The organism is Frankia sp. CcWB3 (assembly GCF_977927595.1).
In genome coordinates this window covers 1-12,964 of sequence record NZ_CDWRCK010000114.1, presented here as the reverse complement: position 1 = coordinate 12,964, position 12,964 = coordinate 1, and the positions used below count along the sequence as shown (strand labels likewise).

10 protein-coding genes and 1 pseudogene are annotated in these 12,964 nt (G+C 71.4%); 2 read left to right on the top strand and 9 right to left on the bottom strand.

The annotated features are described in order from the left end of the window. Positions 1–141: 141 nt before the first annotated feature. Positions 142–1,830 carry a sensor histidine kinase gene (locus ACY5KJ_RS10750; RefSeq protein WP_462203284.1) on the bottom strand — a complete coding sequence of 563 codons (1,689 nt, stop codon included), beginning with the start codon at positions 1,828–1,830 and terminating at the stop codon, positions 142–144. Beyond that, positions 1,827–2,582: a response regulator transcription factor gene (locus ACY5KJ_RS10745; RefSeq protein WP_462188567.1), complete on the bottom strand. Its 756-nt coding sequence runs from the start codon at positions 2,580–2,582 to the stop codon at positions 1,827–1,829. The genes ACY5KJ_RS10750 and ACY5KJ_RS10745 overlap by 4 nt, the downstream gene beginning before the upstream one ends. Before the next feature lie 383 nt (positions 2,583–2,965). Here ACY5KJ_RS10745 and ACY5KJ_RS10740 point away from each other — a divergent pair, with 383 nt between their 5' ends. Then, positions 2,966–3,493: a hypothetical protein gene (locus tag ACY5KJ_RS10740; protein WP_462203283.1), complete on the top strand. Its 528-nt coding sequence runs from the start codon at positions 2,966–2,968 to the stop codon at positions 3,491–3,493. Positions 3,494–3,551: 58 nt separating this feature from the next. On the opposite strand, the gene ACY5KJ_RS10735 is transcribed toward ACY5KJ_RS10740, so the two are convergent. From ACY5KJ_RS10735 to ACY5KJ_RS10720, 4 genes are all read right to left on the bottom strand, one after another. Beyond that, the gene (locus ACY5KJ_RS10735) at positions 3,552–5,750 is read right to left on the bottom strand and encodes an Hsp70 family protein (RefSeq protein ID WP_462203282.1); all 2,199 of its coding nucleotides are present in this window, start codon (positions 5,748–5,750) and stop codon (positions 3,552–3,554) included. A 455-nt stretch (positions 5,751–6,205) separates the two neighbouring features. Next, on the bottom strand, positions 6,206–6,739 hold the full coding sequence (locus tag ACY5KJ_RS10730; protein WP_462203281.1) for a hypothetical protein: 534 nt from the start codon (positions 6,737–6,739) through the stop codon (positions 6,206–6,208). A 100-nt stretch (positions 6,740–6,839) separates the two neighbouring features. After that, a complete protein-coding gene (locus ACY5KJ_RS10725) occupies positions 6,840–7,646 on the bottom strand; it encodes a response regulator (protein WP_462188523.1) in 807 nt (268 codons plus the stop codon). Further along, positions 7,643–8,785 (bottom strand): sensor histidine kinase, encoded by a 1,143-nt coding sequence (locus tag ACY5KJ_RS10720; RefSeq protein ID WP_462188522.1) that lies wholly within the window; start codon positions 8,783–8,785, stop codon positions 7,643–7,645. The genes ACY5KJ_RS10725 and ACY5KJ_RS10720 overlap by 4 nt, the downstream gene beginning before the upstream one ends. 473 nt (positions 8,786–9,258) lie before the next feature. Here ACY5KJ_RS10720 and ACY5KJ_RS10715 point away from each other — a divergent pair, with 473 nt between their 5' ends. Then, a complete protein-coding gene (locus ACY5KJ_RS10715) occupies positions 9,259–9,507 on the top strand; it encodes a DUF6158 family protein (protein ID WP_011434791.1) in 249 nt (82 codons plus the stop codon). Positions 9,508–9,547: 40 nt separating this feature from the next. Here the strand turns inward: ACY5KJ_RS10715 and ACY5KJ_RS10710 are convergent, their stop codons facing one another. The 3 genes and pseudogenes from ACY5KJ_RS10710 to ACY5KJ_RS10700 all read right to left on the bottom strand — a co-directional run bounded on the left by ACY5KJ_RS10710 (position 9,548) and on the right by ACY5KJ_RS10700 (position 12,508). After that, positions 9,548–9,967 (bottom strand): vWA domain-containing protein, encoded by a 420-nt coding sequence (locus tag ACY5KJ_RS10710; protein WP_462203280.1) that lies wholly within the window; start codon positions 9,965–9,967, stop codon positions 9,548–9,550. Then, positions 9,916–11,511 (bottom strand): substrate-binding domain-containing protein, encoded by a 1,596-nt coding sequence (locus ACY5KJ_RS10705; protein WP_462203279.1) that lies wholly within the window; start codon positions 11,509–11,511, stop codon positions 9,916–9,918. The genes ACY5KJ_RS10710 and ACY5KJ_RS10705 overlap by 52 nt, the downstream gene beginning before the upstream one ends. Positions 11,512–11,803: 292 nt before the next feature. Further along, a pseudogene (locus tag ACY5KJ_RS10700) lies at positions 11,804–12,508 on the bottom strand (nucleotidyltransferase family protein). Positions 12,509–12,964: the final 456 nt, after the last annotated feature.

The window sequence follows — 12,964 nt, the reverse complement described above, 5'->3', positions numbered from 1 at the left end:
CATGGTGGGGCTGGTCCCTGGTCCACGGCATGCGCCGCCGATGTCCAGGGGCCCGACCGCCTCCGGAGAGGGGCACCGGGTCGGTGAGTATGGGCGACATGGGGATCACTGTCGACCGCGGACCTTTCGGCTTCTTGTGATCTACCTGTACGCAGGCTGTGAAGCTCGGTCGGGGTGCGTCGGGCCGGTCAGGCGGGCAGGCTCGGGTGGGACCGTCCCCGAGGGTGGGAGGCATCGGGGCAGCTCGACCATGAAGGCGGTGCGTCCCGGCTCGCTCGTGGCCTGCACGTGCCCGTGATGTGCCTCGACGACGGCGGCGACGATGGCGAGCCCCAGCCCGGTGCTACCGGCGGCGCGGGACCGCGAGCTGTCGCCGCGCGCGAAGCGTTGGAAGACCTCGGGGAGCAGATCCGGGGGGATGCCCGGGCCGTCGTCCACGACCGCGAGGATCGCCGTGGGGCCGCTCACGGTCAGGCTCGCCGTGACCTGGGTGCCCGGCGGCGTGTGGGTGCGGGCGTTGGCCAGCAGGTTCGCGAGAACCTGGTGCAGGCGGGCCGGGTCCCCGGTGACCGTGACCGGCTCCTCGGGCAGGCCGAGGGCGAAGCGGTGGCCCGGGGCGGCCACGTGCGCGTCGCTGACCGCGTCGACGATCAGCCGGGAGACGTCCACCGGTTCCCGGACCAGATCCCGACCGGAGTCGAGCCGGGCGAGCAGCAGCAGGTCGGAGACCAGCGCCGTCATCCGCGCGCTTTCGGACTCGACCCGGCTCATCGCGTAGGTGACGTCCGCGGGGACGTGCTCGCGGGTCCGGCGGGTCAGCTCGGCGTACCCGCTGATCGCCGCGAGCGGAGTGCGCAGTTCGTGGCTGACGTCGGCGAGGAACTGGCGCATCCGCATCTCGCTCGCGTGCCGGGCGGCCAGCGCGGCACCGATGTGGCCGAGCATCCGGTTGAGTGCCGCCCCGACCTGGCCGACCTCTGTGCGCGGGTCGGTGTCGACCTGCGGCACACGCACCGACAGGGCCACCTCACCCCGGTCGAGGGGTAGCTCGGCGACCCGGGAGGCCGTCGCGGCGACCCGCCGCAGCGGTCGCAGCGTGACGCGGACGATCGCCGTGCCGGCGATCGCGGCGGCCGCGATCCCCACCAGGGCCACCACCCCAGCGATCATCGCCATCCTGGTGAGGGTCGCGTTCACCTGTTTCATCGGCAGCCCGGTGATGACGGTCATACCGTCAGGGGTGGTCCTCGCGAGGAGCCGATAGTCACCCTGATCGCCGAACGCCCGGGTATACGGCCGCAGGTAGGCGGGAATGCCCGCGACGACGGCGGTCTCGGCGGTGGTCAGCTCCTTCCCCTCACCGGCGGTATCGATGAAGGCCCCGTAGGTTCCATCCTCGTCCACGACGGCTCCCAGCGTTCCCGGATCGACCGGTCCACGGAAGAACCGGCGGACCCGCAGCTGCTGCGGGCTGAGGCTGGACGGCTGGCCGGCGGCAGCGGAGTCGGCAGCGGAATCGGCGGGGGCAGCGGAGCCGGCGGCGGTGGCCGAGACGCCGGCAGTGCCGTAGCCGGCGTTCCCCTCGGCCGGGGCCGGGAAGGACGGGAGGTTCTGAAGAAAGGCGGGTTCCGGCCGGTCCCATCGTCCGCTGGCCTCCCGCAGCCGCCTGTCGAGCTGGTCGACGAGGACACCTCGCAGCGCGACGGCGGTGACGAACACGATCGCCAGCGAGACGGTCGCCAGCAGGAGCATCAGTAGGACGAGCAGCCGGGTGCGCAGCGACCAGCGCGAGGGCGAGACCGGCACGATCCGGTGAGCCGGGGAGCTCATGCCGGGCCCGGCGCGGTGCCCCTCGATGACGGGGTGGCGGAGGTCTTCGGTGCCAGCGCCGGATCGGCCGGCCGCAGGACGTACCCGGCCCCGCGCATCGTGTGGATCATCGGGGGGCGGCCGGCGTCGATCTTCTTGCGCAGGTACGAGACGTAGAGCTCGACGACGTTCGCCTGGCCGCCGAAGTCGTAGTTCCAGACCCGGTCGAGGATCTGGGCCTTGCTGAGCACCCGGCGTGGGTTGCGCATGAAGAAGCGCAGCAGGTCGAACTCGGTGGCGGTGAGGTGCACCGGCTGGCCGGCGCGCTGCACCTCCCGGCTCTCCTCGTCCATCGTGAGGTCGCCGACGACGAGCCGGGCGCCCTGCAACGCCTCGGTGGTGCGCGCGGCGCGACGCATCAGTCCGCGCAGCCGCGCGACGAGCTCCTCGAGACTGAACGGCTTCGTGACGTAGTCGTCGCCGCCGGCGGTGAGTCCCGCCACCCGGTCCTCGACGGCGTCCCGGGCGGTCAGAAACAGCACCGGTACGTCCGGGCTCTCCGCCCGCAGGCGCCGAAGCACCTCCAAGCCGTCCATGTCGGGCAGCATGATATCGAGAACGACCGCGTCCGGCCGGAAGTCGCGGGCGAGCCGCAGCGCTCCGCGACCATCCGCGGCGCTGCGCACTTCCCACCCCTCGTAGCGCAGCGCCATCGACAGCAACTCCGCCAGTGTCGTCTCGTCGTCTACCACGAGGACCCGCACCGATTGCATGGTGTCAGCTTCGCCTCCTTGGCTGGCTGTTACCTGAGGTCTTGCTGTGAGCTTGCTGTGAGCTGGTTCTGTGAATGCCCGGGGCCGCGGAATCGTAGGTGTGCCACTCGCCGCGATGTCCATCGACGAGACGACGGGGACCCCCTCGAATGGCAGCCTCCCCCCGGGTGGCGGGCCCGACGGCTCCGATGGGATGGACACCACGTTCGGTCAAGCATCGCATCACATCTTGCCAAGATTTTATCTTGGTGAGACTAATGTGGGCGGAGGTGATGAGAGATGGGAGAATATCAACGGGATCACGATGTGATCTGTCGTCGGGTTGACCGTTGGAGTATCCCCCTTCAGGGGGTTCACCTGCGCAAACTGGGTAGGTGCACAGCATGGCTCGCCATAGTCGTCCTCGGTCCGCCGTCCGCGGTAACCGTCCCCGTATCGTGCGCCGGGTGGTACTGCCCACCGCAACTCTGGTCACCGCGGGAGTTGTGACCGTGGGTACGGCGTTCGCCTGTTCCAGATCGTCCTCGGTGGCGTCGGCCCCCGGGGAAACCAGCCGCGTCGTCGCCGCCGTAGCTCGCGGCGCCGGCACCTTCCCGCCGTCGGCCGGGGATGCGGGCGCGATTGCCGAGGCGGTCCGGACGAGCCCGTTCACCGCGGATGTTCCGCCGCAGAACTACGAGGTCACCGGGACCACCGTGGCCGCCAGCGACCCGAGCTGGGCACTGACCGAGCTGCGCCCGACTGTGGCCGATCTCGACCGGGCCGAGGGGGTACTGCATCACACGGACTCCGGGTGGGAACTGGTCCAGCTCGGTACCTACGAGGTCGGGTGTGGCGTCGTGCCCGAGGCGGTGCTGGACGACCTCGGCCTGAAGTGCCCGCCGCGGGACGGCTCGGTCTTCCCGACCTGATCTCCGGGAGTTCCGGGAGTTCCGGGCGGCGGATCTGCCTGCCGGGACGGCCGGAGCGTCAGGGGGTGTAGATGATGTCCCAGAGCCGAGCGGTCATGTCGGTACTGGTGGTGGCGAGCAGGAGGCCGTAGGGAGCGAACGCGCAGCTCATCACCGTGCTGCTGTGCCCGGTGAGGGTGGCGATCGCGGACCCGGTCACGACGTCCCACAGTTGCGCGGTGTCGTCGGTGCTCGCCGTCGCCAGCAGGTGGCCGTCCGGGGAGAAGGCGCAGCTCTGCGCCGAACCCGGCAGGGTGAGCACGGTGGTGCCGCTGGAGGCGTCGGTGAGCCGGGTGCCCTCGTTGCCGCTCGTCGCGAGCAGCCGGCCGTCGGGAGAGAAGGCGCAGCCGTAGACCGAGCCGCGATGGCCGTTGAGGGTGGCAAGGTTCTTCCCGGTCGACGAACCCCACAGCCGGACGGTGCGGTCGGTACTGGTCGTGGCGAGCAGGCTGCCGTCCGGGGAGAAGGCGCAGCCGTACACGGGTCCCCGGTGCCCGGTCAGGGTCACCGTCTGGCGGGCGGCGTCGACGTCCCAGATGCGGGCCGTCTTGTCGCTGCCGGTGGTGGCGAGCAGCTTGCCGTCCGGGGAGAAGGCGCAGCCGTGCACGACCAGGCTCTTGCGCCCGCTGAGCGTGACCGACGTTCGGCCGGTGGCGACGTCCCACAGCCGGGTGCCGTCCTTGCTGGTGGTGGCGAGCACCTTGCCGTCTGGGGAGAAGGCCGCCGAGGTGACATCGCGTTCGTGTCCCTTGAGGGTGGCCCGTGCGGTGACCTCGACGTGGTGAGACGGGCGGCTGCTGCGCTCGAAGCCGCGCAGGTCCGCCGGCACCGCCGACCCCATCGGCACCGGCCCGGACGGAAGCGTGGTCGCCAACCAGTCGGCGTCGCGGACCGGAGTGCCGGGTGCCGCGTGGGTGTGGATGAGGCTACCCGGTGCCTCGGCGGCCAGGTCGAACAGGAAACCGTCGGTGAGGCGGACCCGCGCCAGCACGGCGCTCGCGTCGAAGCGTTCCCCGGGCTCGACGAGCCAGCACACCATCGTCGCCCGCCCGCCGGGGATGTCCCAGCGAGCCGGTTGCAGGACCGGATTCGGGCGCGCCGCGGTGGTCCGGCGGGTGGAGACCGAGCTTGCCCAGGCGGCGGCGCCGAGCACCACGGCGAGCTCGGGATCGGCGGGGAGGTAGATCTGCTGCCCCGGCCAGTCGGTGCCGACCCCGAGCCGACCTTCGAGGATGTCGGTGACGACCGGGATCCGGGAGCTGCTCCCGACGAGGAGCACCCCACTCAGCTTGTCCGGTCCGTAACCGGATGACTTCAGCAGGTGCTGGCAGCAGGCCATCGTGCGGGCCAGGATGGGGGAGGCGAGCTGGGTGAACCGGTCACGCTGCATGCTGACCAGCAGGCCGGCCGGGCTGAAAACGTCCTCCACGACGGCGATGGCGGAGAGCTGATGTTTCACCGCCCGGGCGAAGTCGAGCAGCTCGTGGCGGGTCCGGTTGGCCGTGGTCTGGAACGTCTCGCCGATCCCGGGCGGATTCAGTAGCGGTTCCAGCCCCGGCCCGTACAACCCCAGGATCTCGTCGAACAGAATCTGGTCGAGTTCGCGGCCGCCGCAGTCGTGCAGAGCCGAGTGGGAGAGCAGCTCGTGCCGGCCGTCCTCACCGACCGCGACCAGCGCCCCCTCGAACGTCCCGCCACCCAGGTCGTACACGAGCATGAGCGAGCCAGGCTCGGGCGCGGCGCCGACCACCGGCGACCAGGCCGCCGCGACCGGCTCGGCGAGCAGGTCCACGTCGACGAACCCGGCGGCCTCCGCCGCGGCGATCATCGTCCGGCGCAGCGGGCCGGCGGGATCGTAGCTCGCCGGTATCGTGACGACGGCCCGCGACAGCGCCGCACCGCCGAGCTGCTGTTCGGCCTCGGCCTTCAGCGCGGACAGCACCGCGGCCACCAGCACGTGCGCCGGATAGCCGCGGCCGTCGAGCGACACGGCGCTGTCCCGGGCCAGATCGCGCTTGACCTCGCCGCGGTACGCCGCGGGCCAGATCCGCTTGCGCCGCTCAGCGAGCGTGCCGACGATCAGGCTGCCGCCGTCCACGAAGACCGACGCGGGCCAGCTCGCCGAGCCGCTCGCGGGCTCCTTCACCGGTTCGATGCGACCGTCGACGGCCAAGGCACTGCAGGTGCCGTAGTCGATGGCGAGGATCGGCTCGCCCACAGCACCCCCTGTCCACGTTTCCAGTGGGCAGATCATAGCGATGTCGACAAAGCCACCGGCGACACCCTCACCAGTGGGGCAAAAGCTGGGACCGAATGTTTGCGACCGGTTGCCCTTCGTAGCGGCTCTCGCCGGTGCGGACAGCGGCGGCCGGCGCCTGCCGGCATGAACAGGCAGACTGCCGGCCTTCCCCGGCGACCGACAGTCCGCGGAACCACGCCGGTGCGCCCCCGATCCGGCACCAAGCCGTCTCGCTTCCCCCGACGATCCGGCCCGACCCGTCGCACCGGCATGGTCCCTGCCCTCGATCCTGGTAATTCCGATGGGCCGACACCATCCCTCAATCATCGGGGGAAAGCGGATGATCCCCGGCCGTCACCGATCCGTCCGGGTGATCCATCGGCTGGGGCGCCAGGGCGCGCGACGCAGGTCGCCCGTGGCGGCCGCCAGTCCGGCTACCTGCTCGGCGGCCTGCTTGCCGAGATCGACGGCCAGGTGCGCGGTAGCGAGGACCCCTCGCCCGGGATCGTGCGCAGCCGGGCGACCACCGGTCCGAGCCGGATGATCTGAAGGTAGCCCGCGAGCGGATCGCCGGTGGCGAGATGCAGGTGGGCGGACCCGTCCGTGACGGGCGTGCCGTCCGTGACGGGCCCGGCCCGGGCGACCAGGCGTCGGGTGAGTAGGGCGGCCCTCCGGTTGTTGCGCAGCAGCCACCGCGAGTCGTCCAGCCGGTACAGATCCGCGTCCGGGGTGCCCGGCCAGATCGCGTGCCCACGGTGCACCGCCTGGATCTCACGGCCGTCCGCCTCGGCATTCGTGCCGTCGCCGGGGATCGGTTGGTCAGCCGGATGGGCCGTCGCGACGTCGGGAGATCTGATCCGCCACATGCCGACGGGGAGCGCATCCGGTCCCAGGAACGACCCGAGGAAGGCTGCCCAGAGACGACAGGACCGCGGATGACCTTCGTCCCCGCCGTTTCCCCCGCCCATCCTGACGAGGGTGTGGCCGAAGTCGGCGCAGGACAATCCCTCGAAATCAAGGGGGCCTCAATCGAGGGGCCTCAATCGAGGGGCCTCAGCCAAGGGGGGCTCAGCCGAACCCGAGCTCGCGGGCCCAGAGGGCGGCCGCCGTGCTGGGCGGGATCGTCGCCGGGGCGTCGGGATGGCTCGCCACGTACTTCGCCTTCGCCGTGCGCAGATAGTCGGCGATGACACTGGCCTTGACGTTCATCGCCCGTGCCGCCTCCCGGTGGGACATGCCCCGGCAACCGACGAGGACCATCACCTCAGCCTCCCGCGGGGAGGGCCGGTGCAGGCGGCGGCGTCGGCGGGCGGCGTCGAAGATTCGATCGAGCAGGTCGTGCACGGTGGCGGCGGTCATTCCCCACTCGCCGCGCAGTTCATCGATGAGGTCGCCCTGGGCGAGTCCGCGCAGCAGGTTCCGTTCCGCGGGCCCGATCTCGCCCCGGGACAGCGGTCGCCGGTGCGCATCCTCCAGTAGAAACCCGGCGAGGCGGGCGGAGACGTGGAAGCTACCCTCGGCGACGGCGGTCACCGCCGCCACGAACTGCTGGGCCGGGGCGGTCTTCTCAACGAAGCCGCGAGCCTGTGCGGCGACCGCGTCGAGGACCTCGTCCGGTGTCGCCACCCCGGAGGTCGCCAGCACCCGAAGACCGCGCCGATGCAGGTCGGCCACGGCGGCGGCCCCGGACACCCCGGGCAGGTGCAGGTCGCACACCACGATCCCGGGCGTGGCGTCCCGGTCGAAGGTCTCCAGGCTCGGGGCCGGCGCCAGCACGGAAAACCCCGCGCCGGCGAACCTGGCGGCCAGCGATTCGGTGGCGATCGGGTGATCGTCAATGATCGCCACCGAGACCGGCCGGCGATCGACGCTCATCGACCGTCCCCGGGCGTGCCGTCCCCGGTCGGCTCGGCGGCAGGCCAGCGGAAGGTCACCTTCGTCCCACCACCCGGCCAGGCGGTCACCAGGGTCTCTCCGCCATACCGGCGCAGAGCGGAATAGCTTCCGGTCATGCCTCCGCCCGGTCGGACGGAGCCGGGATCGAACCCCACCCCCCTGTCCCGGACGACCACCAGCACCGAATCCGCGTCGCCCTCGACGAAGAGGTGAACCTCGTCGGTGCTGGCGGAGTGTCGAACCACGTTGCGCAGGGCCTCCCTCGTCGCGGCCACCAGTGCCTCGCGGACCTCCGCGGGCGGTTCGCCCTTGATCGACACGAAGGGCACCAGGGCGAGCCCCTCGTCGGCGAAGGCGTCCACGACCGCGGACATCATCTCCTCGAGGCCGTTCTGGGTGGAGCCCGGCGAAGCCGTGCCGTCGACGGCCAGGGCCCTCGGGTCTATCCCGCGTGGATCCATGATGATCCGACGCGCCCGCTGTGCCCCGCGCCGGGCCTCCCGGACGAGCGCCGGCGAGGGCACTCCACCGGCGGCGACGTGATCGACGACGGGGAGCAGGTAGTCGTGGATCTCCCGATGGGTGATCTCGCGTTGGCGCAGGCTCTCGGCCTCCTTCTCCTGCTCGATCGCGAGCCGCCCGGCCGCCGCGGCCTCGTCCTGGGCGGCCGCGGTCGCCGCGGAGAGCGCGCGCAGCTCATGGGCGATGAGCATGGCGACGACGTACCACAGGGCGACGTCCAACAGGTCCGAACCGAGCTTGAGGGAGACGTCCGGCAGCACGGCCAGGCTCCACGCCGCCATCAGGACGGCCACCGCACCGACCGCGAGCAGCGTCAGCCCGAGGCCGAAGCCGATGCCCGCGGGTGCGACGAGGCTGAACGGCACGAGCTCAGTCATGATCTTGTTGCGTTCGTCGGGTTGCGCGGCTCTGGACCCGACGAGCATCAGCGCCACGCAGAAGGCGACGTCCGCTAGGACCAGCCGGGGGGACAGCCGGCCCGGCCGCCGCCAGACCCGCCAGGTGAACCAGGATGCCTCGACGGCCGCGGCCGCCACGATCAGCACGGCGATCCACGGGTGGCGCAGGCGAGCCCAGCCGAAGAGCGGAATGATCATGAACGTCGCACAGGCTGCTCTGGTATAGCCGACCATTCGGGACATACGTTGCTCGGTGCGTTGGATGACGTCGCAGGAAGAAGCCGCCGATCCGACCAACATGGTCATAGTGCGCAACGGTAGCGAGCCAGCCACAGATCGACCAGCGCCTGACCAGTGGTCGACCAGAAGGAGCGGGCATCTGGTCGTCCCGGTGTGTGAAGAGCGCCATCCGGGCACCGCAATCAGATGCAGACCACGTATCCCGTCATCGTCACGGTCCCGCCGCCGGGTCCCGGCCCGACGCCACCCGAGCCCTCGCCGCCCTCGCCGATCCCCGATCCTGTTCTGCCCGGTCCCGAGCCGACGCCACCCGAGCCCGCGCCGGATCCGGTACCACCGCCCGGCCCGGGGCCGGATGTTCCGATCCCGCCGAACCTGCTGGTCCTCCCGCCAGCCGGGAATCGCGCCGCCGGAATGGGTAGACCGAGGGCATGATGCACCGACCAGCTGGAATCCCCGCGCAGGAGCTGACCGACGTTGACCTCGTCCGGGAGCTGCGGCACCTGCATCGCACCCGGCACGACGCCTTCATCGCGGGGAGCGAGGACGCCTTCGAGACCCACACCGCGCGGATGCTGGAGCTCGAACGCGAATACCTGCGGAGGTTCCCAGACGCCGCGAGTCCCGATCCGCGCCGGACCCGAGCCGGCAGACGGCGTGCCGCCGGGGTTCCCGTCTGAGCTGCTTCAGGGGCGTATGGCTTCAGGGACGCGCGTGGCTTCAGGGGCGGACGCGGGTCAGCGCGTCGAGGTAGATGTCGACCACCTGGCTCGGGTCCGGCCGGAGGTAGGAGCGTCCTCCGGTCGCCGCGGTGATGCGCCGCAGCGCGGTGAGGTCGGCGTCGTTGCTGTAGGCGATCATGATTATGGCGACCGGCCGCTTCGGGTCGTAGTCGGCGTGCAGCTGTTCGATCAGCCCGTCCAGGCTCGGCGCGGCAGCACCCCGGTTCGTGTCGCGACCGTCGGTGAGGATGACGACCTGGTTGAGCCGGCCGGGGACGTAGTGCTGGGTCAGGAAACGGAAGGCCGCGAGCGTGGTGGCGTACAGATCGGTGGCTCCGCCGGGGACGATCCCGGCCTGCGCGGCGATCAGCTCGTCCCGATGGGTGCCGCCTCGTCCGGGTGCGTTAAGCGGAGCCATCGGCACGAGATCCCGGTAGCCTTGGACGCCCTGCTCGCCGGAGAACCGCCAGAGACCGACCTGGCTGTCGGGTGCGAACAGGCGCAGGCCGGCCAGGAGGTCTCGACGGCCGCCTGCATCCGAGTTCTTGACGGGTCGGTGCCCGGGACCGGTTCGGCCATCGATCCGGAGCTGTCAAGCGCCACGAGGGTGGCACCACGCTGACGGGCATGGCGGAAGAACCGCCGAGCCGTGCCGAGCGTGCTGTCGGAGGCGTCCGTGCTCGCCAGCTTCGGCGGGACGGAGCGCACCCCATCGGTCGCGTTCAGCGTCTCGGCCAGCCCGCCTGGGTCATCGTGGCCCGCCAGTTCGGTGAGTGTGCGGAAACCGGCTCCGGTAAGGGCCGCGCGGCCCGCGTCCCCGCGCACGAAGGTGGCGAAGGCGTCCGCCGCGGCCCGCCGGGACGACGAGCTCGCCGTCTTCTTCAGGACGATGTACGGCACCGTCGCCGTGAACATCCCGTCCGAGGGGTAGGACGCCACCAGCGTCGTGGCCAGGCGGTTACCGTTCTGGCTCGTCAGGGACCGGTTGTAGGCGATGACATCGGCCTCCAGGGCCGGGAAGGCCGAGGGAGCGGATCCGGCCGCGCCGTTCTCCGCGCCGCCGGTGCGCACCGAGTCGAAGAGCTGCTGGTCATACTCCGGCAGCCAGTCGATGGAGCGTTCCTGCCGGAGCACGGTGAGCTGGGCCGCGCGATCCTGGTCGAACGTGCCGGTGGTCATCTCGGCCGCGGTGAGTCCGCGGGCGGCGCTCACCGTTCCGATGACGGCCCGCAGCGCGGCGGCTGAGTTCTCCGGATTGGCCATGGCGAACCGGAAGTCCCCCCACCGGGGCTCGCCCCGGTGGGTCCAGAAATCGGCCTCGCCCGCGGCCGCGGCCAGTTCGGCCCAGGTCACATGATGCTCCGGCCAACCGAGGCGCTGCGCCATGAGTCTCGGCATGGCGATGACGACGGGCGATCCCGCGATCGTCGTGGCCTTCGCCGGCAGTTGCGCCGTGGCCGGGTCCGATTCCTGGCCCAGCTCCAGCCAGTCGGCCGACTCCGGAATCCAGACGTCGGGCGGGCCGGGGGAGTCCGGCGGCTCCGGTCGGGACAGCGTGTCGAGCACCCGGTCGGAGGCGACCGCCGACACGGCGAGGGTCACACACGGGCCCGCCGAGCCCTCGGCACCGGCGCGCCGAAGATCGAAGTCGGCGGCGAGCCGGCTGATCGGCGCCGCGAGTGCCGGCGCGGTGGTGATGGTCAGGGTGGCCCGTTCGCCGCCGTCCGCGCATTCCCCGGCCGGTCCGGCATCCCAGGCGGCGCGGGCCGCGAACCCGATCCCGGTGGCGGTCAACGCGCCCAGCACAAGCAGCGCCGCGCCGCTGACGATGCCCAGGCCGACGGTGACGGCGCGGCCACGGTCGCGGCCACCGGCCCGGGACCCGCCATACCGGGACCCGCCGTGATGGGACCCGCCACCACGAAATCTGTTGCGGCGGGATCGATGACGGGCGTCGGACACGGAGACGTCCTTTCCGCGAGCGAGCGTCGTGTCCGTCCCTGACCCGCCACCAGCACGATGGTCTGCCTGCGTTTCCCGCTGTTTCTCGCCGAGTCCATCGCGCAGCGCCCGACACCATCCCCGGGTGTCCGGCCGGCCCCAGATAGTGATGATATTGTGCCCCGTGCCGGTTCCCCTGCCGCCGATACTGCCGATAGCCCGGTTGGGCGTCATCCTTTCTTGGAAGACCGGGGTCTGCTGTTGTTCTTCCGTTTCTCACGTCGTTGCGGCGGTGTTCCTACTTATGGGTCCTTCACGTTCTACCCGGGCTGGGTGTGCGCGTCGCCGATGGCGAGGTCGGTGGGGCGACGGCGGCTGGGGTTTCGAGGTCGGCCAGGGTGTCGACGTCGGCGGGTGAGCCGGTGCCGTCGCAGGGCACGCCGGTGACCCGTCCCGGGTGGGCCCGCAGCCATGCCCGGGCGCCGACCTCGCCGCGCGCGAGAGCCGCCGCCTCGGGCCAGACCGAGCGGCGTAGCAGGACGGGATGGGCCGGCCGGCCTCCGTAGGTGGCGGTCAGCGCCGGATGGGTCGACCCCGGATCGGCCGCGGCGGAGATCAGACGTTGCACCGCCGCCGCGCCGAGGGACGGTTAGTCTACCAGGGTGACGATCACGGCGTCGGCGTCGGTGCCGACCAGGGCGGCGAGACCGGCCCGCAGCGACGCGCCGACACCCTCGGCCCACCGCGCGGCCGATACCAGGCGAACCTCCGGCATCGGGCCGGCCGTGGGTTCCATCCCAGCCGTGGGTTCCAGGCCGATCTCGGGCGCATCCTCGCCCGCGGGCGCCGGCCCGGCGACCCGGCGGGTGGCGAGGCGTCGCACGACGGCGCCCACCTCGTCCGCGGCGGCGCCGGTGACGACCACGACCGGCCGGCAGCCCCCCGCCGTGAGCAGGCGGACACCCCGCTCGACCAGCGTCACACCGCCCAGCTCGACCAGGGCCTTGGGGCGTCCCATCCGCCGTCCGGCCCCGGCGGCGAGCAGCAGGCCGGCGACGTTCACGTGCTCCGGTATACCCGCCCCTGCGTCGCAGGAATTCGACGATCCGGATGTCGAAGACGGCGTTGTCGTCCCCGGCCACCATTCTTTGCAGGGAAGTTCACGGCCCCGCTTGGCGTAGCCCTTGAGACAGTCCGCCCGCTCCACAAAACAAGTCCATCGCAGTAAGCGAAGATCCGTGAGTCAGGGACATGCCAGGTAGCAGGGGCTGGGCGCCCAAGGCTTGCCCCGCCCGTCGGCGTGTTGGACTGACTGTAGCCTGCTTTCTGCGTTGTGACATCGTTACGTGACTTGCGGTCACGTCCTTCCTGGCTCTGAGTGCCGTGCGTTCGTAGCAGGAGAGATCGCCGCTGATCTCGGTGCCGACGCTCCCATTCGTCGAGTGGGCGGCGCTCTTGGCCGGGCGCATGGCGC

Coding starts and splice junctions, on each gene's coding strand:
- ACY5KJ_RS10740 (WP_462203283.1), top strand. CDS start 2,966: ATGGCTCGCCATAGTCGTCCTCGGTCCGCCGTCCGCGGTAACCGTCCC.
- ACY5KJ_RS10710 (WP_462203280.1), bottom strand. CDS start 9,967: ATGGCTCCGCTTAACGCACCCGGACGAGGCGGCACCCATCGGGACGAG.
- ACY5KJ_RS10730 (WP_462203281.1), bottom strand. CDS start 6,739: ATGGGCGGGGGAAACGGCGGGGACGAAGGTCATCCGCGGTCCTGTCGT.
- ACY5KJ_RS10725 (WP_462188523.1), bottom strand. CDS start 7,646: ATGAGCGTCGATCGCCGGCCGGTCTCGGTGGCGATCATTGACGATCAC.
- ACY5KJ_RS10750 (WP_462203284.1), bottom strand. CDS start 1,830: ATGAGCTCCCCGGCTCACCGGATCGTGCCGGTCTCGCCCTCGCGCTGG.
- ACY5KJ_RS10745 (WP_462188567.1), bottom strand. CDS start 2,582: ATGCAATCGGTGCGGGTCCTCGTGGTAGACGACGAGACGACACTGGCG.
- ACY5KJ_RS10715 (WP_011434791.1), top strand. CDS start 9,259: ATGATGCACCGACCAGCTGGAATCCCCGCGCAGGAGCTGACCGACGTT.
- ACY5KJ_RS10720 (WP_462188522.1), bottom strand. CDS start 8,785: ATGATCATTCCGCTCTTCGGCTGGGCTCGCCTGCGCCACCCGTGGATC.